The following is a 24822-nucleotide window of genomic DNA, read 5'->3' as shown; positions in this document are numbered from 1 at the left end:
TATTCGCCGGCCGAAATATGTCGATGAAGCGAAAAAACGTCATCCGCACCCTGACCGTCGTCGCGGTCGTGTTGCTGCTGGGTTGGTCTTTCTTCTATTTCAGTGATGACACGCGCGGTTATCACCAGGTCGACACGTCTGTCGCGGTCGCCCAGATCAACGCCGGGAACGTCACCGGCGCCCAGATCGACGATCGCGAACAGCAGGTCCGGCTGGACCTGAAGAGCGTCAGCGCCGACACCGACAACAGCAACAAGATCATCACGTCGTTCCCGACGGGCTATGCGGTGCCGCTGTTCGATGCGCTCAACGGCAAGAACGTCAAGACCAAGACCGTCGTCAACCAGGGCAGCATCCTCAGCTCGCTGCTGATCTACCTGCTGCCGCTGCTGCTGCTCGTCGGCCTGTTCTTCATGTTCTCCCGCATGCAGGGCGGCGGCCGCATGGGCTTCGGCTTCGGCAAGTCGCGCGCCAAGATGCTCGGCAAGGACATGCCGAAGACGACGTTCGCCGACGTCGCGGGTGTCGACGAGGCCGTCGAAGAGCTCTACGAGATCAAGGACTTCCTGCAGAACCCGAGCCGCTACCAGGCCCTCGGCGCCAAGATCCCCAAGGGCGTGCTGCTGTACGGCCCGCCGGGAACGGGTAAGACGCTGCTGGCCCGCGCGGTCGCCGGTGAGGCCGGGGTTCCGTTCTTCACGATTTCCGGTTCGGACTTCGTCGAGATGTTCGTCGGTGTGGGCGCCTCCCGCGTGCGTGACCTGTTCGAGCAGGCCAAGCAGAACAGCCCGTGCATCATCTTCGTCGACGAGATCGACGCCGTCGGCCGCCAGCGCGGCGCCGGCCTGGGCGGTGGCCACGACGAGCGCGAGCAGACGCTGAACCAGCTGCTGGTCGAGATGGACGGCTTCGGCGACCGCCAGGGCGTCATCCTGATCGCCGCCACCAACCGGCCCGACATCCTCGACCCGGCCCTGCTGCGCCCCGGCCGCTTCGACCGGCAGATTCCGGTCTCGGCACCCGACCTGGCCGGCCGCAAGGCCGTGCTGCGGGTGCACTCGGCCGGCAAGCCCATCGCCCCCGACGCCGACCTCGACGGCCTGGCCAAGCGCACCGTCGGCATGTCCGGCGCCGACCTGGCCAACGTCATCAACGAGGCCGCGCTGCTGACCGCCCGCGAGAACGCCACCGTGATCACCGGCCCGGCGCTGGAGGAAGCCGTCGACCGTGTCGTCGGTGGTCCGCGCCGCAAGGGCCGCATCATCAGCGAGCTGGAAAAGAAGATCACCGCGTACCACGAGGCCGGGCACACGCTGGCCGGCTGGGCCATGCCGCACCTGGACCCGGTGTACAAGGTGACGATCCTGGCCCGCGGCCGCACCGGTGGGCACGCCGTCGCCGTCCCCGAGGACGACAAGGGCATGCAGACCCGCTCCGAGCTCATCGCGCGGCTGGTCATGGCCATCGGCGGCCGGGCCGCCGAGGAGCTGATCTTCCGTGAGCCCACGACCGGCGCGGTGTCCGACATCGAGAACGCCACCAAGATCGCCCGCGCCATGGTCACCGAGTTCGGCATGAGCGCCAAGCTGGGCGCCGTCCGGTACGGCACCGAGCACGGTGATCCCTTCTTGGGCCGCACCATGGGCACCCAGGCTGACTTCGGCCACGAGGTCGCCCGCGACATCGACGACGAGGTGCGCAAGCTCATCGAGGCCGCGCACACCGAGGCGTGGGACGTGCTGACGCAGTACCGCGACCAGCTGGACGCCCTGGCCGGCGAGCTGCTCGAGAAGGAGACGCTGCACCGGCCCGACCTGGAGCGCATCCTGGCCGACGTCGAGAAGCGGCCCCGCCTGACGCTGTTCGACGACTTCGGTGGCCGGATTCCGTCGGAGAAGCCGCCCATCAAGACGCCCGGCGAGCTGGCCATCGAGCGCGGCGAGCCGTGGCCCCCGCCCGTCAAGGAGCCGGCGTTCAAGGCGGCCATCGCCGCGGCCAGCCAGGCCGCCGCCGGATCCGGCGTGAACGGCACCAACGGCGCGCACGCCGCGCCGAACGGCCAGCCCCAGCACGGGCAGACCCAGCCGAATTACGGCGCACCCGCGGGCTGGCAGGCCCCGGGCTGGCCGCCCCAGGGACCGCAGCAGCACGGCCACGGCCACCACGCCCAGCCGGGCCAGTGGTACCCGCAGCCGGGCTGGGGACAACCCGGTCCGTCGCAGGGCTACCAGCCGTACCCGCAGCAGCCGGCGCCGCCGCCTGCCAAACCCAACGACGAGTAGGCGCATAGATGACGCGGTCGCAGATCCATTCGGCCAGGCTCACCCCGCCGAAGTTCGATCACGATCGAGCCGAGGCAGCAGTGCGTGAGCTGCTGCTCGCCGTGGGCGAGGACCCGGACCGGGACGGGCTCCGGGACACCCCCGGCCGCGTCGCGCGCGCCTTCGAAGAGATTTTCGGCGGGCTGTACACCGACCCCGACTCGGTGCTCGACACCACGTTCGACGAGGGGCACGACGAGCTGGTGCTGGTCAAGGACATCCCGATGTATTCGACCTGCGAGCACCACCTGGTGTCGTTCCACGGCGTCGCGCATGTCGGCTACATCCCGGGTGAGGACGGCCGGGTGACGGGACTGTCGAAGATCGCCCGCCTGGTCGACCTGTACGCCAAGCGGCCCCAGGTGCAGGAACGGCTGACCGGCCAGATCGCCGACGCGCTGATGCGCAAGCTGAATCCGCAGGGCGCCATCGTGGTGGTCGAGGCCGAGCACCTGTGCATGGCGATGCGCGGCGTCCGCAAGCCCGGCGCGGTGACCACCACCTCGGCGGTGCGCGGCCAGTTCAAGACCTGCGCGTCGTCGCGAGCCGAGGCGCTGGATCTGATCCTGCGGAAGTGAACCCCGTCCGCACGCGCGTGATGGGCGTGGTCAACGTCACCGCCGACTCGTTCTCCGACGGCGGCCGCTTCCTCGACCACGACCGCGCCATCGAGCACGGTCTGGAGCTGGCGGCGCAGGGAGCGCAGATCATCGACGTCGGCGGGGAATCCACGCGGCCCGGCGCGGCCCGGCTGGATCCCGAGGTCGAACGCGGCCGCGTCCTGCCGGTGATCAGAGAGCTTGTGGCACAAGGCATCACGGTCAGCGTCGACACCATGCACGCCGACGTGGCCGAGGCCGCGCTGGAATGCGGCGTGCACATCGTCAACGACGTGTCGGGTGGCCGGGCCGACCCGAACATGGCCCCGCTGCTGGCGGGCGCGCGGGTGCCGTGGGTGCTGATGCACTGGCGCGAGGTCGACGCCGCGCAGCCGCACCGGATTCCGGAGTACTCCGACGTCGTGGCCGATGTCCGGGCCGAACTGCTCACCGCGGTCGACGATGCGGTGGCTGCGGGCGTGGAGCCGGGCAACCTGATCATCGATCCGGGCCTGGGTTTCGCCAAGTCGGCGCAGCACAATTGGGCGCTGCTGCGGGCGCTGCCCGAGTTCGTGGCCACCGGTATCCCGGTGCTGGTCGGGGCGTCGCGCAAGCGGTTCCTTGGCACCCTGCTGGCGGATGCCGACGGCACGCCGCGCGAGCCCGACGGCCGGGAGACGGCCACCGCGGTGATCTCGGCGCTGGCGGCGCAGCAGGGCGCGTGGGGAGTGCGGGTGCATGATGTGCAGGCGTCGGTGGATGCGGTGAAGGTGGTGCAGGCCTGGCATGGCTGATCGAATCGAATTGCGCGGCTTGACCGTTCGCGGGAATCACGGCGTCTTCGACCATGAACGCGAGGACGGCCAGGACTTCGTCGTCGACATCACGGTGTGGATCGACCTGGCCGCCGCCGCGCTGAGCGACGAGCTGTCGGACACTCTGGACTACGGCAAGCTGGCGCAGCAGGCCGCCGACATCATCGCCGGGCCGCCGCGCAATCTGATCGAGACGGTGTCGGCCGAGATCGCCGACTCGGTGATGACCGACCAGCGTGTCCATGCCGTCGAGGTGGTGCTGCACAAGCCCAGCGCGCCGATCCCGTTGACGTTCAAGGACGTTGCGGTCGTGGCGCGCCGGTCGAGGCGGGGCGGCCGAGGGTGACGTCCGTGGTCCTGTCCATCGGCTCCAACCTGGGTGACCGGCTCGCTCACCTGCAGTCGGTGGTCTCGGGGCTGCGCGGTGCGGTCCGCGCGGTCTCACCGGTTTACGAGACGGCGGCCTGGGGCGGTGTCGAGCAGGGGCCGTTCCTGAATGCCGTGCTGCTGGCCGACGATCCCGGCCTCGACGGCCCGGGGTGGTTGCGGCGGGCCCATGAGTTCGAGAACGCGGCGGACCGCGTGCGCGAACAGCGTTGGGGGCCACGAACTCTCGATGTCGATATCGTCAGCTGCCACGACGGCGACGTCGAAGTGCGCTCCGACGATCCGGTCCTGACACTGCCGCACCCGCTGGCGCACCAACGCGCCTTCGTGCTGGTGCCGTGGCTGGCCGTCGACCCGGCCGCCCAACTGCGAGGTGTTCCGGTCGCCGAACTGCTGGCCGCCATCGACGCCGTCGAACGCGACGGCGTGCGCCGTACCGACCTGGCGCTGGTGTCCTGATGGGACCGACCCGGAAGCGGGACCTGGCCATCGGCACGGTGCTGGCCACGGTCGTCGCGTACCTGCTGGTGATCCTGGTGTACCGCTGGTTCCCGCCGATCACGGTGTGGACGGGGTTGTCGCTGTTGGTTTTTGCCGCCGCGGAGGCGGGCTGGGCATTCTTCCTGCGCGCCAAGATCTCGGGCGGTGACATCGGGGTGGGGGGCGGCCGGATCCATCCGCTGGCCGTCGCGCGGTCGGTCGTGGTGGCCAAGGCGTCGGCCTGGGTCGGGGCGCTGGCCCTCGGCTGGTGGCTCGGCGTGCTCGGTTACGTGCTCCCGCGACGCGGCGTCCTGCGCGTGGCGGCGGCCGATTTCCCGGGTGTGACGGTCGCCGCGGTGAGCGCGCTGGCCCTGGTGGTGGCGGGTCTGTGGTTGCAGCATTGCTGCCGCGCGCCGCTGGACCCGCCGGAGAAGTCCGACGGCGCAACCGAATAGGTAACGATCCGTCCGGACGGGGTGTCGGTCGACCTGCGATGGGAAGGCAAAACGGTACAGTCAGCCCATGATCGATCCGACCCGGGCTGCGCGCGGCAGGCGTGCGAACCGCAGGCCGGGTTGGTTGCTGCTGACGGCGTTGCTGGTGCTCGCGATCATCGCCAGTTCCGCGCTGGTGTTCACCGATCAGGTCGAGTTGCTGAAACTCGCCGTGGTCATCGCCCTGTGGGCCGCGGTGGCGGCGGCGTTCGCCTCGTTCATCTACCGGCGCCAGGCTGATCTGGACCAGGCCCGGGCCCGCGACCTCAAGCTCGTCTACGACCTGCAGCTGGACCGCGAGATCGCGGCGCGCCGCGAATACGAACTGTCGCTGGAATCGCATCTGCGCCGTGAGCTGGCCTCCGAACTGCGCGCCCAGTCGGCCGACGAGGTCGCGGCGCTGCGTGCGGAGCTGGCCGCGCTGCGCGCCAACCTCGAGTTCTACTTCGACACCGATCTCGCGCACCGCCCGGCGCTCGAGACCGACCGCACCGGGCAGGCCGCGCCGGTGGGCCGCGTCGTCGCCAGCCGGATCGACACCGAGGACCGGCCCGACCTGATGTCGGAGCCGAACACCGAAGAGAGCCCCATCATCGACGTGGCGGCCGAGCCGCATGTGCCGCCGGACCCGTGGGCGCCACCACCCCCGCCGCCGCAGCCGCCGTTCGGTGGCGCGCACCGTCGTCCGCCGGAGCCGGGCCCATCCGACTGGCAGCCGACGCCGGCCGAAGGCCAGTGGATTCCGGCCGGTCAGCCCGGCAGCAACTGGGCCGCCCCGACGCCGGAACCGGCGCCGCCCCCGCCGCCGCCGGTCCAGGACCGCGGGCCCGAACCGACCATGACCCTGCCGGTCGTCCCACCCGCTCCCGAGCCGGCCCCCGAACCGCCGCGCCGGGGCCGCCACGGGGCCCCCGCGGAACCGGCCACTGCGCCGCCCGCGACAGAGACCCCTGTCACATCCGGCCGTCGGCGCCGAGCCGAGCCGGACGACGAACCCGCAGGTCAGCACGTTGGCGGGCAGCCGGCGGCCGAATTGCTGGCGCGGCTGCAGGCCAATCCCAGCGGCGGCGGCCGTCGACGTCGCCGCGAGGACTGAGCTACGCTCTGCGGTGACCGTCCGGTACCTGCCGAGCAGGACTGGAACGAGGAGAAACCACCAATTGTGAGGTCGCTGCAATGAAGCAGCTCGACGGACTGCGTCCGGCCCGGCTCACTGTCGGAATCATTTCCGCAGGGCGGGTCGGCAGTGCGCTGGGTGTTGCGCTGGAGCGCGCCGACCACGTCGTCGTCGCGTGTAGCGCGATCTCCCATGCGTCGCGCGGTCGTGCCGAGCGCCGGCTGCCCGACACCCAGGTGCTGCCCGCACACGACGTCGCCGCCAAGGCCGAGCTCCTGCTGCTGGCCGTGCCGGACGCCGAGCTGACGTCCGTCGTCGCCGGCCTGGCGGCCACCGGATCGGTCCGTCCCGGCACCATCGTCGTGCACACTTCGGGCGCCAACGGCATCGCTGTACTGGCCCCGCTGACCGAGCAGGGCTGCATCCCGCTGGCGATCCACCCGGCCATGACGTTCACCGGCTCGGACGAAGACATCACCCGGCTGTCGGAGACCTGTTTCGGCATCACCGCGGCCGACGACATCGGCTACGCCATCGCCCAGTCCCTGGTTCTCGAGATCGGCGGCGAACCGTTCCGGGTTCGCGAAGACGCCCGAACGCTCTATCACGCGGCCCTGGCGCACGCCGGCAATCACGTCATCACCGTCGTCCTCGACGCCGTCGAAGCCCTGCGCGAGGCGCTCGCCGGGCAGGAACTGCTGGGGCAGGAACTGGTCACGGGTGATCCCGCCGGCATCGCCGAGCGCATCCTCGCGCCACTGGCGCGGGCCTCGCTGGAGAACGCGCTGCAGCGCGGGCAGAGCGCGCTGACCGGCCCGGTGGCCCGCGGTGACGGCGCTGCCGTCGCGGCGCACCTGCACGCCATGGCGGAAGTGAATCCCGAACTGGCGCAGGCATATCGGGCCATGTCGCTGCGCACCGCACAGCGTGCCCACGCACCCGAAGAGGTTTTCGCCGTGTTGAACGACTCAGGGAGAGCGCAGTGACCGATCGCAGGCCGCCGAAGTTCACCGCCGGCGAGCTGAACCTCTACACCAATCCGACCGACGTGTCGGATGTGTCGCGGGTGCTGCGCGCGACGGGGCGCCGCGTGATGCTCGTGCCGACCATGGGCGCGCTGCACGAGGGGCACCTGGAGCTGGTGCGCTCTGCCAAGAAGGTGCCCGGCGCCGTCGTGGTGGTGTCGATCTTCGTCAACCCGTTGCAGTTCGGCGCGGGGGAGGACCTGGACGCCTACCCACGGACGCTGGACTCCGACGTCGAGTTGCTGCGCGGCGAGGACGTCGACATCGTCTTCGCACCCAGCGCCGCTGCCATGTATCCGAGCGGCCGGCGCACCACGGTCGTGCCCGGCCCGCTGGGCGCCGAGCTGGAGGGCGGCTCCCGCCCGACACACTTCGCCGGGATGCTGACCGTGGTGCTCAAGCTCCTGAACATCGTGCGGCCCGACCGCGCGTTCTTCGGCGAAAAGGATTACCAGCAGCTGGTTCTGGTGCGCCAGATGGTCGACGACCTCGACCTCGACGTGCGCATCCAGGCGGTGCCGATCGTGCGCGAGTCCGACGGACTGGCCATGTCGTCGCGCAACCGCTACCTCGATGCTGAACAGCGCGAGCAGGCCGGGGCGTTGTCCGCGGCGCTGCTCGCCGGTAAGTACTCCGCGTCGCACGGCGCGGCCGCCGCACTCGATGCGGCCCGGGCGGTCCTCGACGAGGTACCCGCCATCGACGTCGACTATCTGGAAGTCCGGGACCCCTGGCTGGGTCCGGCACCGGCCTCGGGCCCGGCCCGGATGCTGGTGGTGGGCCGGCTCGGCACGACCAGATTGTTGGACAACATCGCCATCGACATCGGTGCATCCGCAGGGATCGACGGTCACCCCAATGTGGGGTCTGCCTTAGACCAGGACGGAAACCACGAATTACCTTGGAGGAATTGATGTTTCGCACCATGCTGAAGTCCAAGATTCACCGGGCCACGGTGACGCAGGCGGACCTGCACTACGTGGGTTCGGTGACCATCGACGCCGACCTGATGGACGCCGCCGACATCCTCGAGGGTGAGCAGGTCACCATCGTCGACATCGACAACGGCAACCGGCTGGTCACCTACGCCATCACCGGTGAGCGCGGCACCGGCATCATCGGGATCAACGGTGCCGCAGCGCATCTGATCCATCCGGGTGACCTGGTGATCCTCATCGCCTACGCCACCATGGACGATGCCGAGGCCCGCACGTACCAGCCGAACGTCATCTTCGTCGACGCGCAGAACCGGCAGATCGACTTCTCGCACGACGCCGCGCACGTCCCGGACGGCGTCGACGGCCTGCTGTCACCGCGGTAACGCCGGTGCTGCTGGCAATCGATGTCCGCAACACCCACACCATCGTCGGGTTGATCTCCGGCTCCGGAGATCACGCAAAAGTGGTGCAGAACTGGCGGATTCGGACCGAGTCGGAGGTGACGGCCGACGAGCTCGCGCTGACCATCGACGGCCTGATCGGTGACGACGCCGAAAACCTGCTCGGTGCAACGGGTTTGTCGACGGTGCCGTCGGTGCTGCACGAAATCCGGGTGATGCTGGACCAGTACTGGCCGAAGGTGCCGCACGTGCTGATCGAGCCGGGTGTGCGCACCGGCATCCCGCTGCTGGTCGACAACCCGAAAGAGGTCGGGGCCGACCGCATCGTCAACTGCCTTGCGGCGTACCACAAGTACGGCACCGCGGCCATCGTCGTCGACTTCGGGTCGTCGATCTGCGTCGACGTCGTCTCGGCCAAGGGTGAGTTCCTCGGTGGTGCCATCGCGCCCGGGGTCCAGGTGTCCTCTGATGCGGCCGCGGCCCGTTCGGCGGCGCTGCGCCGCGTCGAGCTGACCCGGCCGCGGTCGGTGATCGGCAAGAACACCGTCGAGTGCATGCAGGCCGGTGCGGTGTTCGGTTTCGCGGCCCTGGTGGACGGCCTGGTGAACCGCGTGCGTGACGATGTCGACGGCTTCGACGGAAACCACGTCACCGTGGTGGCCACCGGTCACACCGCGCAGCTGGTGCTGCCCGATCTACGGACCGTGCAGCACTACGAGAAGAACCTCACGCTCGACGGCCTCCGCCTGGTCTTCGAGCGCAACCAGCGCAACGCCCGCCGGGCCTAGAAGAACGTCCGGACTAACTCGACCACCCGGTGGTCGGCGTCGAGCACCGGGATCAGCTGCCACTTGTCGAACACCGTGCACGGGTGTGAGATGCCGAATTCCAGCCAGTCACCGACGGCCAGGTCCTGGTCGGCCGGTGCCAGCCGCAGGTAGGCGTGCTGGTCGTTGAGCTTCTCGACGCGGCTGTCGGGCCGCCCGTACGGCACGGGCAGGTCCTGGTCGAACGAGACGTCGCGGCGGCCCATGCCCACGATGGCGAGGTCGGGCTCGGGCCGGGACAGCACCTGCGCCCACACGCTGAGCGCGGGCTCCAGGTGGGCGCTGTCGGTGCGGCCGAGCGGCGTCGTGCGGGCGTAGAGACCGTCGTCGTGCGTCAGGTAGCAGCCGCTGCGCAGGACGGTCTGCACCGTCATGCCGTCGGGCCAACCGGTCAGGATGTCGGCGACCAGGTCGAAGTACGTGCTGCCGCCGGCCGTCGCCAGGATCTCGTCGGTCTCGAACAGCGTGTGCAACCGGATGACGGTGTCGCGCATGGTCTGCAGGTACGCCGAGACGGCAGCCACCGCGGCGTCACCGACCTCATGGCCGGTGGCCGCCTCGTATCCGGCGACGCCGACGAGCCGCAGCCGGTCCGAGTCCACCGCCGCGCGCGCCACGGCGTCGACGGTCTCGGCGTCGCGGCAGCCGGTGCGGCCGCCCGGCTGGCCGATCTCGACGCAGACGTCCACCTGGCGGCGCCGGCCGGTCAGCGCGGACGTCATCAACTGCACGCCACGCACCGAGTCCACCCAACAGGTCAGCTCGAAGTCGGGATTGGCGTCCAGCTCGGCGGCCAGCCAGCGCAGCCCGGTGACGTCGACGAGCTCGTTGGCCAGGATGATCCGGCGCACCCCGAACGCCCGAAACACCCGGACCTGGCTGATGGTGGCGGCCGTGACAGCCACTGCTCCCGCGCCGAGCTGACGGGCGAGAAGCTGCGGTGACATGTGGGTCTTGCCGTGCGGCGCGAGCTGTACGCCCCGGCGCCGGCACCAGCGCGCCATGGTGACCATGTTGTGCACCAGCGGCTGGGTACGCAGTGTGCACACCGGCGACACCGCGCCGTCGGCGAACAGACTGGGGCGTCGCCGGCACACCTGAGCAGGCGTCTGGCCCCACCACGAGGCCGGCAGTCCCTTGAATTTCCAGTCGATCGGCTCGTGGTCCAGCGCGTCTACGGCGGACTGCTCGAAACTGGTGGCCATGGGCTTCATTTAAGCTGGCATTTCGTGAGCGAAGCCGACAGCCCCGACATTCCCGAGCAGTTCCGCATCCGCCAGGCCAAGCGTGAGCGGCTGCTGGCCGAGGGGCGCGACCCGTATCCGGTCGAGGTGCCGCGTACCCACACCCTGGCCGAGCTGCGGGCGGCCTATCCGGAGCTCGCCGCGGACACCGCGACCGGTGACATCGTCGGCGTCGCAGGGCGTGTGGTGTTCGCCCGGAACTCCGGAAAACTGTGCTTCGCGACGCTGCAGGAGGGTGACGGCACACAGCTGCAGGCCATGCTGAGCCTGGACAAGGTGGGCCAGGAGTCGCTCGATGCCTGGAAGTCCGACGTCGACCTGGGCGACATCGTCTTCATCGAGGGCGAGGTCATCAGCTCCCGGCGCGGGGAATTGTCTGTGCTTGCCCAGAACTGGCAAATTGTGTCCAAGGCGCTGCGACCGCTTCCCGTCGCGCACAAGGAATTGAATGAAGAGACGCGGGTCCGGCAGCGGTACGTCGACCTGATCGTGCGGCCCGAGGCCCGCAATGTCGCCCGCCAGCGCATTGCGGTGGTGCGGGCATTGCGTTCGGCATTGGAGCGTCGCGGTTTTCTCGAAGTCGAGACCCCGATGCTGCAGACGCTGCCCGGTGGCGCTGCCGCCCGGCCATTCATCACGCACTCCAACGCGCTCGATGCGGATCTGTACCTGCGCATCGCGCCCGAGTTGTTCCTGAAGCGCTGCCTGGTCGGTGGCTTCGAGAAGGTTTTTGAGCTTAATCGGAACTTTCGCAACGAGGGCGCGGATTCCACGCATTCACCGGAATTTGCGATGTTGGAGACTTATCAGGCCTACGGCACATATGACGATTCCGCGATTGTGACGCGTGAGCTTATTCAGGAGGTTGCCGACGAGGCCATTGGTACCCGAATGGTCCCGCTGCCGGACGGTTCCACCTATGACCTCGATGGTGAATGGGCGACCATCGAAATGTATCCGTCGTTGTCGGAAGCGCTGGGTGAGGAGATCACCCCGGAGACTTCGGTCGAGTACCTGTGGAAGGTGGCCGAACGGCTCGGCGCCGAGATTCCCAGGGACCGCGGATACGGCCACGGGAAATTGATCGAGGAACTGTGGGAGCACACCGTCGGTGATCACCTTTGGGCGCCGACCTTCGTCCGGGATTTCCCGGTGGAGACCACGCCGCTCACTCGGGCCCACCGCAGTATTCCGGGCGTTACAGAAAAATGGGATCTGTATGTCCGGAAGTTCGAGCTCGCCACCGGATATTCGGAGTTGATCGATCCGGTGATTCAACGCGAGCGTTTCGAGGCGCAGGCGCGTGCCGCCGCTGCCGGTGACGACGAGGCAATGCGACTTGATGAGGATTTCCTTATCGCATTGGAGTATGCGATGCCGCCGACGACCGGAACAGGAATGGGACTCGACCGCTTGCTCATGGCGTTGACGGGGTTGACGATTAGGGACACGGTTTTGTTCCCGATTGTGCGGCGCCAAGCCGACTGAAAACTGAGCTGACCCTGAGACTTGTTGAAGGAATTGAACTCCTATGCCAGCATTGTTATGGCAGAGTCGATTCTGCATTTTTCCGAGGCAGAAGGGTTAGTGTGGGCCGATGGCAAAGAAAGTGACTGTCACGCTCGTCGACGATTTCGACGGTGAAGGTGCGGCGGATGAGACGGTCGAATTTGCTCTCGACGGGGTGAACTACGAGATCGACCTCACCACCAAGAACGCCACCAAGCTCCGGAATGATTTGAAGAAATGGGTCGAGGCCGGCCGTCGTGTCGGTGGTCGCCGCCGCGGCCGCGCCAGCACCGGCGCGACAGGACGGGGCCGCGCGTCCATCGACCGTGAGCAGAGCGCCGCGATCCGGGAATGGGCGCGCCGCAACGGCCACAATGTCTCCAGCCGGGGCCGTATCCCGGCGGAGATCATCGACGCGTTCCACGCCGCCACCTGAGCCCGCGGGCAACAGAATTCAGGATTGCCCGCAGTTTCTCTGTTCGCTTTCGGCGTAGCCCGGTCGGCCCGATCCGGGAAACGTTTCGTCGCCGCAGCGCGTTGGCCTTTTCGCAGCGCTGAGTGGCCTTGCGAGCTAGGGGATACCGCAGGGCACGCATGGTCGCCGCCCATTAGAGTGGACGGTAGGCGCACAGCGTCGCGACACGCGAAGTGACGTGGCAGGAGCTGCGCTACGAGGGAGAGCAGGTAACACCGATGTTCGAGAGATTCACCGACCGGGCCCGCCGGGTCGTCGTCCTGGCTCAAGAAGAAGCCCGGATGCTCAACCACAACTACATCGGCACCGAGCACATCCTGCTTGGCCTCATCCATGAGGGCGAGGGCGTAGCTGCCAAGTCGCTGGAATCGCTCGGCATCTCGCTCGAGGGTGTGCGTAGCCAGGTCGAGGAGATCATCGGCCAGGGCCAGCAGGCGCCGTCGGGCCACATTCCGTTCACGCCGCGCGCCAAGAAGGTGCTCGAGCTGTCGCTGCGTGAGGCGCTGCAGCTCGGCCACAACTACATCGGCACCGAGCACATCCTGCTCGGCCTGATCCGCGAGGGCGAGGGCGTCGCCGCCCAGGTGCTCGTGAAGCTGGGTGCGGAGCTGACCCGCGTGCGTCAGCAGGTCATCCAGCTGCTGTCGGGCTACCAGGGCAAGGAGACCGCCGAGGCCGGTACCGGTGGCCGCGGTGGCGAGACGGGCAACCCGTCGACGTCGCTCGTGCTGGACCAGTTCGGTCGCAACCTGACCGCCGCCGCCGCCGAGGGCAAGCTCGATCCGGTCATCGGCCGTGAGAAGGAAATCGAGCGGGTCATGCAGGTGCTGAGCCGCCGCACCAAGAACAACCCGGTGCTGATCGGTGAGCCCGGTGTCGGTAAGACCGCCGTCGTCGAGGGCCTGGCGCAGGCCATCGTGCACGGCGAGGTCCCCGAGACCCTGAAGGACAAGCAGCTCTACACGCTGGACCTGGGTTCGCTGGTCGCCGGCAGCCGTTACCGCGGTGACTTCGAAGAGCGCCTGAAGAAGGTGCTCAAGGAGATCAACACCCGCGGCGACATCATCCTGTTCATCGACGAGCTGCACACGCTCGTGGGTGCGGGTGCCGCCGAGGGCGCCATCGACGCCGCCAGCATCCTGAAGCCGAAGCTGGCCCGTGGCGAGCTGCAGACCATCGGTGCGACGACGCTCGACGAGTACCGCAAGTACATCGAGAAGGACGCCGCCCTCGAGCGCCGGTTCCAGCCGGTGCAGGTGGGTGAGCCGACCGTCGAGCACACCATCGAGATCCTCAAGGGTCTGCGGGACCGCTACGAGGCGCACCACCGCGTCTCCATCACCGACGGTGCGCTGGTCGCGGCCGCGACGCTGGCCGACCGCTACATCAACGACCGGTTCCTGCCGGACAAGGCCATCGACCTGATCGACGAGGCCGGTGCCCGCATGCGCATCCGCCGGATGACCGCTCCGCCAGACCTGCGCGAGTTCGACGAGAAGATCGCCGATGCGCGCCGGGAGAAGGAATCGGCCATCGACGCGCAGGACTTCGAGAAGGCAGCCCGGCTGCGCGACTCGGAGAAGACGCTGGTCGCCCAGCGCGCCGAGCGCGAGAAGCAGTGGCGTTCGGGTGACCTCGACGTGGTCGCCGAGGTCGACGACGAGCAGATCGCCGAGGTCCTGGGCAACTGGACCGGCATCCCGGTCTTCAAGCTGACCGAGGCCGAGACCACCCGTCTGCTGCGCATGGAAGATGAGCTGCACAAGCGGATCATCGGCCAGGTCGACGCCGTCAAGGCGGTCTCGAAGGCCATCCGGCGTACCCGCGCCGGCCTGAAGGACCCGAAGCGTCCGTCGGGCTCGTTCATCTTCGCCGGCCCGTCCGGCGTCGGTAAGACCGAGCTGTCGAAGGCGCTGGCCGAGTTCCTGTTCGGCGACGACGACGCGCTCATCCAGATCGACATGGGTGAGTTCCACGACCGCTTCACCGCGTCGCGGCTGTTCGGTGCCCCTCCGGGCTACGTCGGCTACGAAGAGGGCGGCCAGCTCACCGAGAAGGTGCGCCGCAAGCCGTTCAGTGTGGTGCTGTTCGACGAGATCGAGAAGGCCCACCAGGAGATCTACAACAGCCTCCTGCAGGTTCTCGAGGACGGCCGCCTGACCGACGGTCAGGGTCGCACTGTCGACTTCAAGAACACCGTGCTGATCTTCACCTCGAACCTCGGTACGAGCGACATCAGCAAGGCGGTTGGCCTCGGCTTCACCCAGGGTGGCGGCGAGAACAACTACGAGCGGATGAAGCTCAAGGTGCACGACGAGCTGAAGAAGCACTTCCGCCCGGAGTTCCTGAACCGTATCGACGACATCATCGTGTTCCACCAGCTGACGCAGGACGAGATCATCCAGATGGTCGACCTGATGATCGGCCGGGTGTCCAAGCAGCTCAAGGCCAAGGACATGGAGATGGAGCTGACCGACAAGGCCAAGGCACTGCTGGCCAAGCGCGGCTTCGATCCGGTCCTGGGTGCCCGCCCGCTGCGTCGGACCATCCAGCGCGAGATCGAGGACCAGCTCTCCGAGAAGATTCTCTTCGAGGAGGTCGGCCCCGGTCAGCTGGTCACCGTGGACGTCGACAACTGGGACGGCGAGAGCAACAACACCGAGGATGCGGTGTTCACGTTCGCCGGCCGTCGCAAGGAATCGGCCGACCTGGCCGAGGCCGCTGCGACTGCCTCGGAGTAGTCAGCCAACGTGAAAAGCCCCCGATTCGTCGGGGGCTTTTCCGTTTGGTCAGCCGACGAGTTTCCCGTGCTCTTCGAACAGCGGGCGGTACTTCGCATCGCAGTTCTTGAGCGCCCAGTCGTTGAGCGCCTTCATGTTGTCGAGCATCGCGTCCATCTTGTTGGGATCGGCGAGGTCTTCGAGGTAGCGATGCGGTTCGGCGGGCGCCGCGGCGATGAGTTCGCCCTGCGTAACGGGCGCGTCCTTGAGCAGGTCGTCGACGATCTGGCTCTGGTTTGCCGCACCGCTGCCGAATGCCGAGTTCATGTCGCGCAGCTTGCGGGCGACCAGCTTCGCGTCGAGTGTGCAGAAGTCGCCGGCGCCGCTGTTGCCGGCCGCGGCGGTCGCTCCGGCCGTGCCCGCGCTCGAGTTCGAACTGTGGCCGGCGGTGCCACATCCGGCCACCGCGAGCGTGGCGGCGGTGGCGACTGTGCAGACCAATCTGGCCGTGGTGGCGAACAACATCGCAGTGCCTTTCCGTCGCTGTGCAGGGGGTCGAGATCGACGCTAAGCGCCCGGCGGTGCCACGGATATAAGGGAAGTCCCTACGGATCTGCGCGGACGGGAAACGGTTCGGTGTATCTTGATCCCGTTACGACGGTGCATGGAAGCCGGTGAGAATCCGGCACGGTTGCGCCACTGTGAGCCCTCTGCGGCGAGTCAGATCTTTCGCCGTCGTGCAGAACCGAACAATGTAGGGGCGCGTGACCCCGTAGGAGGTTTGACCATGACGAGTATTGCGGTTTCCAAGCCGGGCGTATCGACCAAGGCGCTTTCGGCCACTCGAGTGGCAGTGCTGCTGGGCGTGACGATCTTCCTGGCCATGCTGGCGTACTACCTCGTCGGCATCGACGAGGGCATGATGTCGATGTTCGGCAAGACCGTCGTGGTCCACGAGTGGGTGCACGACTCGCGGCACTTCCTCGGCTTCCCCTGCCACTGACGCAAGGGACTTTCATGGAAATCCGCGTCATCGGGCGCGGAGCCCTCGCCGGTCTGATCGCCGGCATTCTGGGGTTCCTGTTTGCCTGGATTTTTGCTGAACCCACCATCGACAAGGCCATCGACTACGAATCCGGCCGCATGAACGTGCTCTCGACCGTCCACACGGCCATGGGCCATCCGGTCGAGCCGGACGGGCCCGAGCTGTTCAGCCGGTCCATCCAGTCGGGTATCGGTGCGGCCACCGGCATCATCGCGTTCTCTGTGGCGATGGGTGCGCTGGTGGCTGTCGCGTATCTGGTACTGCACGGCCGGTTCCAGGTCCGGCCCAAGGTGCTGGGCTGGACCACCGCCGGTTTCGGCTTCCTGGGTGTGTACCTGTTGCCGTTCGTGAAATACCCGTCGAACCCGCCCGCTGTCGGCCATGAATTCACCATGGAGGCCCGCGGTTTCCTGTACCTGGGAATGGTGTGGGGGTCGCTGGCCCTGCTGGGCCTCGCGGTGTTCGCCGCGCGCAAGCTGTCTGCGAAGGTCGGCTGGGCGCGTGCCGTCGGAATCTCGGTGCTCGGCTTCTTCGTGCTGTACGGCGGTCTGCTGGCGGCGCTGCCGTCGCTGGGTGATCTGGCCGCCAATGTCGAGCACGCGGGCGAGTTCGGCTTCGCGCGCGCCGCCACCGAGACGCCGCAGCCGATCACCAACACCTTCGATACGCCGGTCACCGTCGACGGCAAGGTCTACGCCCCCGGGCAGTTGATCTACCCCGGATTCGACGCCGACCTGCTGTGGAAGTTCCGGTGGTACTCGCTGATCGACCAGGCGTTGATCTGGACGGTCATCGGGCTGGTGTTCGGCGGGCTCGTCGAGCGCTACCTCGGTGGCGCCAGGAAGGCCGCACCGGCACAGGACGTGGCAGCCGCGCTCTGACGATTGCGGTTGCCGCGCACTACAGTTCGAGGCATACCGACACAGAAAGGCGGCAGCATGCTGGTTGTCACGACGAATGACCTGCCCGGGTGGGAGATTCAGCGGGTCTGCGGTGAGGTGTTCGGCCTCACCGTCCGGTCCCGGAACGCCTTCGCGCAGATGGGCGCCGGGTTCAAGGCGATGTTCGGCGGCGAGCTGCAGGGCATGACCAAGAACCTCGCCGAGAGCCGCAACGAAGCCATGGGCCGGCTGCTCCAGGAATGTCACGCCCGCGGCGGCAATGCCATCATCGGGATGCGGTTCGACACCACCGAGATCGGTGACGTGTGGACCGAGATCTGCGCGTACGGCACTGCGGTACAAGCGGTTCCGGTCACCGACGCCGCCCGCTACACCGCACAGCAGTTGGGTTACGGCGGCGGTCCGGGCCCGGCACAGGGCCCGACAGGGTAATCTCCACGGCGCAGCTGGTTTGCCAATGACGCTTCGGTGTCTGCGGCGTCGAATGGCGGGGAACCGCCATGAGAGGGAACCCGGTGAGAATCCGGGACTGTCCCGCAGCGGTATGCAGGAACGACCGCCGTCATCCGCACTGGTCCGCATCGGACTGGGAAGCGACGGCCACTAGGTGCACCCGAAGGGTGCGTGCCTGCGAGTCCGAAGACCTGCCAGCTGTGCCGGATGCGCCGCGTCCGGCGGTGCATCGCCTCGTGGAATGGGCTGATCGCCGAGGGCGGTTTGTGCTGTCCTCGATGAATGTCCTTGGGCGGTGCGCACTTCCGTCGCATTTGAAGGACGTCAGTTGTCAACACCATTCACCGCAACCATTCTCGGCGCGCCCCGCATCGGTCCGAACCGTGAACTCAAGCGGGCCGTCGAACGCTATTGGGCGGGCCGGATCGACCGGGCCGCGCTCGAGGAAATCGCCGCGGGCCTGCGCCGCGAGACCATCGCCGCGTTGTCGGCCGCCGGACTGGATTCCATTCCGGTCAATACGTTTTCCTACTACGACCAGATGCTCGACACCGCGGTACTGCTCGGCGCCCTGCCGAGTCGCGCGGGCGGCATTGCCGATGATCTCGATCGCTATTTCGCGGCGGCTCGCGGGACGGCGGACATCGCACCGCTCGAGATGACGAAGTGGTTCGACACCAATTACCACTACCTGGTCCCGGAGATCGGCCCCGACACCACGTTCACACTGCATCCGGACAAGGTGCTGGCAGAGCTCAAAGAGGCTCAGGCGCAGGGTATTCCGGCCCGGCCGGTGATCGTCGGGCCGATCACGTTCCTGGCGCTGAGCAAGGCCGTCGACGGCGCCGAGGTGCCCATCGGGCGCCTCGGCGAGCTGCTGCCGCTGTATGCCGAACTGCTGGGCCGACTCGCCGCAGCCGGTGCCGAGTGGGTGCAGATCGACGAACCCGTCTTGGTCACCGACATCCTGGACGGCACTGCCAACGCCGCCGAATTGGCCGAGTATGCCTACGCCACGCTCGCGGCAGCCGCCGAACGTCCGGCGATCCTGGTCGCGACCTACTTCGGCGAGCTGGGGAGTGTGCTGCCGGCGCTGGCGCGCACGCAGATCGACGGCGTCGCAGTCGATTTCGTCGCCGGCGGTGACCAGCCGACGGCCGGAATTCCCGGTCTCGCGGACAAGCTGTTGGTGGCCGGCGTCGTCGACGGCCGCAACGTCTGGCGCACAGACCTGGAGGCCGCACTGGTCCGGCTGGAGTCAGTGCAGGAGTCGGCACGTTCGGTGGCTGTGTCCACGTCGTGCTCGACGCTGCACGTCCCGTACTCGCTCGAGCGCGAGGACGGTCTCGACGACGCGCTCCGCGGCTGGCTGGCGTTCGGTGCCGAGAAAGTCGACGAGGTCGCGACGCTGGCGACGGCGCTGCGCACTGGCCGGGGCTCGGTGGCCGCGCAGCTCGAGGCATCGAACCGGGCGGTCGCGTCACGCAGGCACGACCCGCGACTGCACAACGCCGCCGTCCGAGCCCGGCTCGGCACGGTCCTGTCCGGTGGCATCAGCCGCGGGCCGGCCGCCGAACGGCGTAAGGCACAAGACGCCCGCCTGCATCTGCCGGCACTGCCGACCACGACGATCGGTTCGTTCCCGCAGACCGTCGAGATCCGCAAGGCCCGGGCGGCGTTCGTCGCCGGCGAGATCGACGAGGCCGATTACATCGGCCGGATGAAATCCGAAGTCGAGACGGTGATCCGGTTGCAGGAGGAACTCGGCCTCGATGTGCTGGTGCACGGCGAGCCCGAGCGCAACGACATGGTGCAGTACTTCGCCGAGCATCTCGACGGCTTCTTGACCACCAAGAACGGCTGGGTGCAGTCGTACGGCAGCCGCTGCGTGCGCCCGCCGGTCCTCTTCGGCGACGTCACCAGGCGGCAGCCGATGACGGTCGAGTGGGCGACCTACGCGCAGACGTTGACCGACAAGCCCGTCAAGGGCATGCTCACCGGCCCGGTGACGATCCTGGCCTGGTCGTTCGTTCGCGACGATCAGCCGCTGGCGGACTCGGCCAACCAGGTGGCGCTGGCCATCCGGGACGAGACCGTCGATCTGCAGTCCGCCGGCATCGCGATCATCCAGGTCGACGAGCCGGCGTTGCGAGAGCTGCTGCCGCTGCGCAATGCCGACAAGGCGGCCTACCTGCAGTGGGCGGTCGACGCGTTCCGGCTCTCGACGTCGGGCGTCAGCGACGCCACGCAGATTCACACGCACCTGTGCTATTCGGAGTTCGGTGAGGTGATCGGCGCCATTGCCGATCTCGATGCCGACGTGACGTCGATCGAGGCGGCACGCTCACACATGGAGGTCCTCGACGACCTCAACGGCATCGGGTTCTCGAACAGCGTCGGCCCCGGTGTGTACGACATTCACTCGCCCCGGGTTCCCACCACCGGCGAGATGGCGACATCGCTGCGCCGTGCGCTGGATGCCGTTCCGGCAGAACGGCTCTGGGTGAACCCGGACTGCGGGCTGAAGACCCGCAAGACCGACGAGGTGACCGAGTCGCTGCGGCGCATGGTGCAGGCGGCACTGTTGGTTCGCGCCGGATAGCTCGCCGATGACTGCGCTCCGGAACCTGAGCCAGGTTCCGGAGCGCAGTTCTTTTCGGGGTCACGCGGCAGTGCGTCACCTGAAATAAAACCGGCTGCCCGAGCCTTGACCTTGCTGGGCCAGCGCCCGGAAACCGATTGGAGACGAATCGATGTCGCGAGTAGTGCAGTTCGCCGAATACGGCACACCTGAGGTTTTGCGAGTGGTCGATGTCGAGCCGCCGGCTCCCGGACCCACCCAGGTGCGAATCGCGGTACGTGCCGCGGGCGTCAATCCGATCGACTGGAAGATCCTCGGCGGATACATGCGCGAACTGATGCCGCTCGAGCTGCCCGCCGGTGTGGGGTCCGACGTGGCCGGCGTCGTCGACGCCGTTGGGTCCGAGGTGACCGAGTGGGCGGTTGGCGACGAGGTTCTGGGCCGGTCGACGACAGGTTCGTTCGCGGATCTTGCGCTGGCGGAAGCTGCCGAGCTCGTCCGTAAGCCTGAGGGCGTCGGCTGGGAAGTGGCGGGCTCGCTGGCAGGCGCGGGCGGCACTGCGTACACGGTGCTGGGGAAGCTCGGCGTCAAGGCGGGCGACACCCTGCTCATCCATGCGGCCGCGGGCGGCGTAGGTACTTTTGCCGTCCAGCTCGCAAAGGCTCAGGGTGTCAATGTCATTGGCACGGCGGGTGAATCCAACCACGAATACCTGCGTTCGCTCGGCGCGACGCCGGTCACCTACGGCGATGGTCTGCTCGAGAGGGTGCGGGCCGCCGCACCCGACGGAGTCGACGCCGTTCTCGACGCCTCCGGTCGCGGCGAGATTCCGTTGTCGATCGAGCTCACCGGCGATCCGGCCCGGGTGCTCACGCTGGTCGCCTTCGACCAGGCCGACACCGGCATCGAGGTGCACGCCGGTGGGTCCGGAAGCGAACTGGGCGCCGCCCTTCGCGAACTCGCGACGCTTGTCGCGCAGGAACGTCTTGCCGTCTCGATCAGCGAGACGTACCCGCTGACCGAAGCCGGTGCCGCGCTCTCGGCGAGCACGACGGGCCATGTGCACGGCAAGCTCGTCGTCGTGCCGTGAACACTACGACGGTCAGCTGACCACCACCAGCAGGTCATTGCCTTCGACACTGGCCGTGGGCGCCACCGCGAGCCGCGTGACGGTACCGGCTCTCGGCGACGTGATGGCTGCCTCCATCTTCATCGCCTCGATGGTGGCGACCGTTTGGCCGGCGCTCACCCGCTCGCCAACGGTCACCCGGATCGTCACGACGCCGGCGAACGGCGCCGCAACGTGGTCCGGGTTGCCGCGGTCCGCTTTCTCCACCGCGCGGACTGCGCTGTCGATCGACCTGTCCCGCACCAGGATCGGGCGTAGCTGACCGTTCAACAGGCACAGCACCGTCCGCATGCCGCGGTCATCGGGCTCGGAGATGGCCTCGAGACCGATGAGCAGCTCGACGCCCTTCTCCAACTCGACGCGGTGCTCTTCGCCGCGGCGCAGCCCGTAGAAGAACTGGTTGGCGCTCAGGCGGGAGGTGTCGCCGAATTGTTCTCGATGCGTGCGGAATTCGCGGGTCGGACCGGGGAAGAGCAGCCGATTCAGGGCCGCTCGGCGGGTAAGACCGGGTTCCGCCAGTTCGGCGTAGTCCTCGACGGTGAGGGTTGCCGTCGGCCTGGTGTCGGACCTTCCGCGAAGGGCCTTGCTGCGCAAGGGTTCCGGCCAGCCGCCGGGCGGGTCGCCGAGCTCGCCGCGGAGGAAGCCGATCACCGAATCCGGGATGTCGCAGCGGTGCGGGTCGGCGGCGAACTCCCCGGCGCTCATCCCGGCGCCGACGAGCGCCAGCGCAAGATCACCTACCACCTTGCTCGACGGCGTCACCTTCACCAGCCTGCCGAGAGCGTGATCTGCTCCGGCATAGGCGTTTTCGATGTCCTCGAACCGGCCGCCCAGCCCGAGGGCGGCGGCCTGGGTACGCAGATTGCTGAGCTGCCCGCCCGGGATCTCGTGGGTGTACACGCGGCCGGTCGGTGCGGGCAGGCCCGCCTCGAACGGCGCGTAGACGCGGCGCAACGCCTCCCAATACGGTTCCAGCTCACAGACGTTTGCCAACGACAGACCGGTGTCGTGCGCGGTGTGCGCGGCTGCCGCAACGATCGACGACAGCGCAGGCTGGCTGGTGGTGCCGGCCAGCGGTGCCGCCGCCCCGTCGACTGCAGAGGCACCGGCCTGCCAGGCCGCGACGTACGTGGCCAGCTGTCCACCTGGGGTGTCGTGGGTGTGGACGTGTACAGGCAGGTCGAAACGGGATCGCAACGCCGACACGAGTTTTGCCGCCGCGGGTGGTCGCAGCAGACCGGCCATGTCCTTGATTGCCAGCACGTGGGCACCGGCATCGACGATCTGCTCGGCCAGCTTCAGCCAGTAGTCGAGCGTGTACAGCGTCTCCGCGGGGTCGGAGAGGTTGCCGGTGTAGGACATCGCGACTTCGGCCACCGCGGAACCGGTTTCGCGCACTGCATCGATCGCCGGCCGCATCGACTCCACGTTGTTCAGCGCGTCGAAGATGCGGAAGATGTCGATGCCGGTGGCGGTGGCCTCCTGTACGAACGCCGACGTGACCGATGTCGGATAGGGTGTGTAACCCACGGTGTTCCGGCCGCGCAACAGCATCTGGAGGCAGATGTTGGGCATCGCCTCCCGCAGCGCGGCCAGCCGCTCCCACGGGTCCTCTTTCAGGAACCGAAGCGCCACGTCGTAGGTCGCGCCGCCCCAGCACTCGACCGACAGCAGCTGCGGCGTCATGCGCGCCACGTACGGGGCCACCTTGACCAGGCCCGAGGTACGCACTCGAGTTGCGAGTAGCGACTGATGGGCGTCGCGGAACGTGGTGTCGGTGACCCACAGCCGCGGCGACTCCAGCAGGGCGGCCGCAAAGCGCTCTGGGCCGAGCTCGGTCAGCAGCTGCTTGCTGCCCGCCGGTGCCGGACCGTCGAGATCGATCTTCGGCAGCTTGTCACGTGGATACACAGCCGATGGACGACCGCCATGCGGTTGGTTCACCGTGACATCCGCGAGGTAGTTGAGGATGCGCGTGCCGCGGTCCCCTGGAGTGTGGGCCGTCAGCAGTTGCGCACGCTCGTCGATGAACGATGTCGACACCTTGCTTGCGGCGAAGTCCGGATCATCGAGAACCGCTTGCAGGAAGGGGATGTTCGTCGACACCCCGCGGATGCGGAACTCCGCGAGGGCGCGTCGGGCCCTCCTGACCGCCGTCGCGAAGTCGTGGCCGCGGCAGGTGAGTTTGACCAGCATCGAGTCGAAGTGGGCGCTGATCTCCGCACCGACGTTGGTGCCGCCGTCCAACCGGACGCCGGCACCGCCGGGAGAACGGTAGGCGGTGATCCGGCCGGTGTCGGGACGGAAACCGTTGGCGGGATCTTCGGTGGTGATGCGGCACTGCATGGCGGCGCCACGGATTCTGACACGATCCTGGCTCAGCCCGAGCTCGGCCAACGACCGGCCGGCCGCGATCCGCAACTGGGCGGTGACCAGGTCGACGTCGGTGATCTCCTCGGTCACCGTGTGCTCGACCTGAATGCGCGGATTGCACTCGATGAACACATGGTGCCCGCGCTCGTCGAGCAGGAACTCGACGGTTCCGGCGCAGAAGTAACCGATCTGGCGCGCGAATGTCACCGCATCAGAACAGATCCGGTTCCGCAGTTCGTCGGTGAGGTTCGGGGCGGGGGCCAGCTCGACCACCTTCTGGTGCCGGCGTTGCACACTGCAGTCCCGTTCGAAGAGATGGATCACCTCGCCGGTTCCGTCGGCCAGTATCTGCACCTCGATGTGGCGGGGGTTGAGGACCGCCTGCTCGAGGTAGACGTTCGGGTCACCGAAAGCAGACTCCGCTTCGCGCGACGCCGCCGCGATGGCCTCGGCCAGCGCGGCCGGCTCGGTCACCCGCCGCATGCCACGTCCGCCACCACCCGAGACGGCCTTGACGAACAGGGGAAACTCCATACCGGCTGCGGCCGTGAGCAATTCGCTGACTGACGCAGACGGAGCCGACGATGCGAGCGCCGGTAGGCCGGCGGTTCGGGCCGCGGCGATGGCGCTGGCCTTGTTACCGGTCAACTCCAGGACGCCGGCACTCGGGCCGACGAACGTGATGCCGGCCGCGGCGCACGCTGCCGCGAGTTGGGGGTTCTCCGAGAGGAATCCGTATCCCGGGTACACCGCGTCGGCGCCGGACAGCTGGGCCACCCGGATGATGTCGGGCACCGACAGATAAGCCCGAACGGGATGGCCAGGCTCGCCGATCTGGTAGGACTCGTCGGCCTTCAATCGGTGTGGGGAGTTCCGGTCCTCGTGGGCGTATACCGCCACCGTCGCGATACCCAGCTCATAGGCCGCCCGGAAGGCCCGGATCGCGATCTCACCCCGGTTGGCGACGAGGACTTTGGTGATGGCGCG

22 protein-coding genes and 2 riboswitches are annotated in these 24822 nt (G+C 67.9%); of the genes, 19 read left to right on the top strand and 3 right to left on the bottom strand.

What is annotated here, in order from left to right; genetic code table 11:
• Nucleotides 1-23: 23 nt before the first annotated feature.
• The 11 genes from ftsH to ACZ5IQ_RS26145 all read left to right on the top strand — a co-directional run bounded on the left by ftsH (nt 24) and on the right by ACZ5IQ_RS26145 (nt 9365).
• Nucleotides 24-2282 carry an ATP-dependent zinc metalloprotease FtsH gene (gene ftsH / locus ACZ5IQ_RS26195; protein WP_212807294.1) on the top strand — a complete coding sequence of 753 codons (2259 nt, stop codon included), beginning with the start codon at nt 24-26 and terminating at the stop codon, nt 2280-2282.
• 8 nt (nt 2283-2290) lie between these two features.
• Nucleotides 2291-2899, top strand: a complete 609-nt coding sequence (gene folE / locus ACZ5IQ_RS26190) for a GTP cyclohydrolase I FolE (RefSeq protein WP_135356455.1) — start codon at nt 2291-2293, stop codon at nt 2897-2899.
• Nucleotides 2900-2919: 20 nt separating this feature from the next.
• A complete protein-coding gene (gene folP / locus ACZ5IQ_RS26185) occupies nt 2920-3714 on the top strand; it encodes a dihydropteroate synthase (RefSeq protein ID WP_212814554.1) in 795 nt (264 codons plus the stop codon).
• Nucleotides 3707-4081: a dihydroneopterin aldolase gene (gene folB / locus ACZ5IQ_RS26180; protein ID WP_135356456.1), complete on the top strand. Its 375-nt coding sequence runs from the start codon at nt 3707-3709 to the stop codon at nt 4079-4081. The genes folP and folB overlap by 8 nt, the downstream gene beginning before the upstream one ends.
• The gene (gene folK, locus ACZ5IQ_RS26175; RefSeq protein WP_212807293.1) at nt 4078-4581 is read left to right on the top strand and encodes a 2-amino-4-hydroxy-6-hydroxymethyldihydropteridine diphosphokinase; all 504 of its coding nucleotides are present in this window, start codon (nt 4078-4080) and stop codon (nt 4579-4581) included. The genes folB and folK overlap by 4 nt, the downstream gene beginning before the upstream one ends.
• Nucleotides 4581-5057: a DUF3180 domain-containing protein gene (locus ACZ5IQ_RS26170; protein ID WP_212807292.1), complete on the top strand. Its 477-nt coding sequence runs from the start codon at nt 4581-4583 to the stop codon at nt 5055-5057. Before folK ends, ACZ5IQ_RS26170 begins: the two co-directional genes overlap by 1 nt.
• Nucleotides 5058-5124: 67 nt before the next feature.
• Nucleotides 5125-6192, top strand: coding sequence for a DUF6779 domain-containing protein (locus tag ACZ5IQ_RS26165; RefSeq protein ID WP_212807291.1), 1068 nt, complete (start codon nt 5125-5127; stop codon nt 6190-6192).
• 80 nt (nt 6193-6272) lie between these two features.
• Entirely contained in the window at nt 6273-7199 is a 927-nt protein-coding gene (locus ACZ5IQ_RS26160; RefSeq protein WP_212807290.1) for a Rossmann-like and DUF2520 domain-containing protein, read from the top strand.
• Nucleotides 7196-8152: a pantoate--beta-alanine ligase gene (gene panC / locus ACZ5IQ_RS26155; protein ID WP_212807289.1), complete on the top strand. Its 957-nt coding sequence runs from the start codon at nt 7196-7198 to the stop codon at nt 8150-8152. Before ACZ5IQ_RS26160 ends, panC begins: the two co-directional genes overlap by 4 nt.
• Nucleotides 8152-8559 carry an aspartate 1-decarboxylase gene (panD, locus tag ACZ5IQ_RS26150; protein ID WP_020100918.1) on the top strand — a complete coding sequence of 136 codons (408 nt, stop codon included), beginning with the start codon at nt 8152-8154 and terminating at the stop codon, nt 8557-8559. The genes panC and panD overlap by 1 nt, the downstream gene beginning before the upstream one ends.
• A 5-nt stretch (nt 8560-8564) precedes the next feature.
• Nucleotides 8565-9365, top strand: coding sequence for a type III pantothenate kinase (locus ACZ5IQ_RS26145; RefSeq protein WP_135356462.1), 801 nt, complete (start codon nt 8565-8567; stop codon nt 9363-9365).
• Here the strand turns inward: ACZ5IQ_RS26145 and ACZ5IQ_RS26140 are convergent.
• Complete coding sequence (locus ACZ5IQ_RS26140) at nt 9362-10609, bottom strand: alanine racemase (protein ID WP_212807288.1); 1248 nt, start codon at nt 10607-10609, stop codon at nt 9362-9364. The genes ACZ5IQ_RS26145 and ACZ5IQ_RS26140 overlap by 4 nt on opposite strands.
• Before the next feature lie 24 nt (nt 10610-10633).
• On the opposite strand from ACZ5IQ_RS26140, the gene lysS reads away from it, so the two are divergent.
• From lysS to clpC1, 3 genes are all read left to right on the top strand, one after another.
• The gene (lysS, locus tag ACZ5IQ_RS26135; RefSeq protein WP_135356464.1) at nt 10634-12136 is read left to right on the top strand and encodes a lysine--tRNA ligase; all 1503 of its coding nucleotides are present in this window, start codon (nt 10634-10636) and stop codon (nt 12134-12136) included.
• Between the two features lie 109 nt (nt 12137-12245).
• On the top strand, nt 12246-12593 hold the full coding sequence (gene lsr2 / locus ACZ5IQ_RS26130) for a histone-like nucleoid-structuring protein Lsr2 (RefSeq protein ID WP_020100914.1): 348 nt from the start codon (nt 12246-12248) through the stop codon (nt 12591-12593).
• Between the two features lie 257 nt (nt 12594-12850).
• Entirely contained in the window at nt 12851-15373 is a 2523-nt protein-coding gene (gene clpC1 / locus ACZ5IQ_RS26125) for an ATP-dependent Clp protease ATP-binding subunit (protein WP_212807287.1), read from the top strand.
• Between the two features lie 48 nt (nt 15374-15421).
• Here the strand turns inward: clpC1 and ACZ5IQ_RS26120 are convergent, their stop codons facing one another.
• Nucleotides 15422-15877, bottom strand: a complete 456-nt coding sequence (locus tag ACZ5IQ_RS26120) for a hypothetical protein (protein ID WP_133426367.1) — start codon at nt 15875-15877, stop codon at nt 15422-15424.
• Nucleotides 15878-16006: 129 nt separating this feature from the next.
• A riboswitch (adenosylcobalamin (AdoCbl) riboswitch) is annotated at nt 16007-16091 on the top strand.
• Nucleotides 16092-16139: 48 nt separating this feature from the next.
• Between ACZ5IQ_RS26120 and ACZ5IQ_RS26115 the strand changes: the two genes are divergently transcribed.
• From ACZ5IQ_RS26115 to ACZ5IQ_RS26095, 5 genes are all read left to right on the top strand, one after another.
• Nucleotides 16140-16355 carry a CbtB domain-containing protein gene (locus tag ACZ5IQ_RS26115; protein WP_020100912.1) on the top strand — a complete coding sequence of 72 codons (216 nt, stop codon included), beginning with the start codon at nt 16140-16142 and terminating at the stop codon, nt 16353-16355.
• 14 nt (nt 16356-16369) lie between these two features.
• Nucleotides 16370-17278 carry a CbtA family protein gene (locus ACZ5IQ_RS26110; RefSeq protein ID WP_212807286.1) on the top strand — a complete coding sequence of 303 codons (909 nt, stop codon included), beginning with the start codon at nt 16370-16372 and terminating at the stop codon, nt 17276-17278.
• Between the two features lie 57 nt (nt 17279-17335).
• Nucleotides 17336-17731, top strand: coding sequence for a YbjQ family protein (locus ACZ5IQ_RS26105; RefSeq protein WP_133426369.1), 396 nt, complete (start codon nt 17336-17338; stop codon nt 17729-17731).
• Nucleotides 17732-17757: 26 nt separating this feature from the next.
• Nucleotides 17758-17965: riboswitch (cobalamin riboswitch) on the top strand.
• Between the two features lie 115 nt (nt 17966-18080).
• Nucleotides 18081-20354: a 5-methyltetrahydropteroyltriglutamate--homocysteine S-methyltransferase gene (gene metE, locus ACZ5IQ_RS26100; protein ID WP_212807285.1), complete on the top strand. Its 2274-nt coding sequence runs from the start codon at nt 18081-18083 to the stop codon at nt 20352-20354.
• Nucleotides 20355-20505: 151 nt separating this feature from the next.
• A complete protein-coding gene (locus ACZ5IQ_RS26095) occupies nt 20506-21423 on the top strand; it encodes an NADP-dependent oxidoreductase (protein ID WP_212807284.1) in 918 nt (305 codons plus the stop codon).
• Between the two features lie 12 nt (nt 21424-21435).
• Here ACZ5IQ_RS26095 and ACZ5IQ_RS26090 read toward each other — a convergent pair whose 3' ends face one another.
• Nucleotides 21436-24816: a pyruvate carboxylase gene (locus tag ACZ5IQ_RS26090; protein WP_406774131.1), complete on the bottom strand. Its 3381-nt coding sequence runs from the start codon at nt 24814-24816 to the stop codon at nt 21436-21438.
• Nucleotides 24817-24822 lie beyond the last annotated feature (6 nt).

The organism is Mycobacterium toneyamaense, assembly GCF_055384815.1.
The sequence above is the reverse complement of the archived record's forward strand: the minus strand, read 5'-3'. Positions and strand labels throughout refer to the sequence as shown.

Coding starts and splice junctions, on each gene's coding strand:
- ftsH (WP_212807294.1), top strand. CDS start 24: ATGAAGCGAAAAAACGTCATCCGCACCCTGACCGTCGTCGCGGTCGTG.
- folE (WP_135356455.1), top strand. CDS start 2,291: ATGACGCGGTCGCAGATCCATTCGGCCAGGCTCACCCCGCCGAAGTTC.
- folP (WP_212814554.1), top strand. CDS start 2,920: ATGGGCGTGGTCAACGTCACCGCCGACTCGTTCTCCGACGGCGGCCGC.
- folB (WP_135356456.1), top strand. CDS start 3,707: ATGGCTGATCGAATCGAATTGCGCGGCTTGACCGTTCGCGGGAATCAC.
- ACZ5IQ_RS26170 (WP_212807292.1), top strand. CDS start 4,581: ATGGGACCGACCCGGAAGCGGGACCTGGCCATCGGCACGGTGCTGGCC.
- ACZ5IQ_RS26165 (WP_212807291.1), top strand. CDS start 5,125: ATGATCGATCCGACCCGGGCTGCGCGCGGCAGGCGTGCGAACCGCAGG.
- ACZ5IQ_RS26160 (WP_212807290.1), top strand. CDS start 6,273: ATGAAGCAGCTCGACGGACTGCGTCCGGCCCGGCTCACTGTCGGAATC.
- panD (WP_020100918.1), top strand. CDS start 8,152: ATGTTTCGCACCATGCTGAAGTCCAAGATTCACCGGGCCACGGTGACG.
- ACZ5IQ_RS26140 (WP_212807288.1), bottom strand. CDS start 10,609: ATGGCCACCAGTTTCGAGCAGTCCGCCGTAGACGCGCTGGACCACGAG.
- lsr2 (WP_020100914.1), top strand. CDS start 12,246: ATGGCAAAGAAAGTGACTGTCACGCTCGTCGACGATTTCGACGGTGAA.
- clpC1 (WP_212807287.1), top strand. CDS start 12,851: ATGTTCGAGAGATTCACCGACCGGGCCCGCCGGGTCGTCGTCCTGGCT.
- ACZ5IQ_RS26120 (WP_133426367.1), bottom strand. CDS start 15,877: ATGTTGTTCGCCACCACGGCCAGATTGGTCTGCACAGTCGCCACCGCC.
- ACZ5IQ_RS26115 (WP_020100912.1), top strand. CDS start 16,140: ATGACGAGTATTGCGGTTTCCAAGCCGGGCGTATCGACCAAGGCGCTT.
- ACZ5IQ_RS26110 (WP_212807286.1), top strand. CDS start 16,370: ATGGAAATCCGCGTCATCGGGCGCGGAGCCCTCGCCGGTCTGATCGCC.
- ACZ5IQ_RS26105 (WP_133426369.1), top strand. CDS start 17,336: ATGCTGGTTGTCACGACGAATGACCTGCCCGGGTGGGAGATTCAGCGG.
- ACZ5IQ_RS26095 (WP_212807284.1), top strand. CDS start 20,506: ATGTCGCGAGTAGTGCAGTTCGCCGAATACGGCACACCTGAGGTTTTG.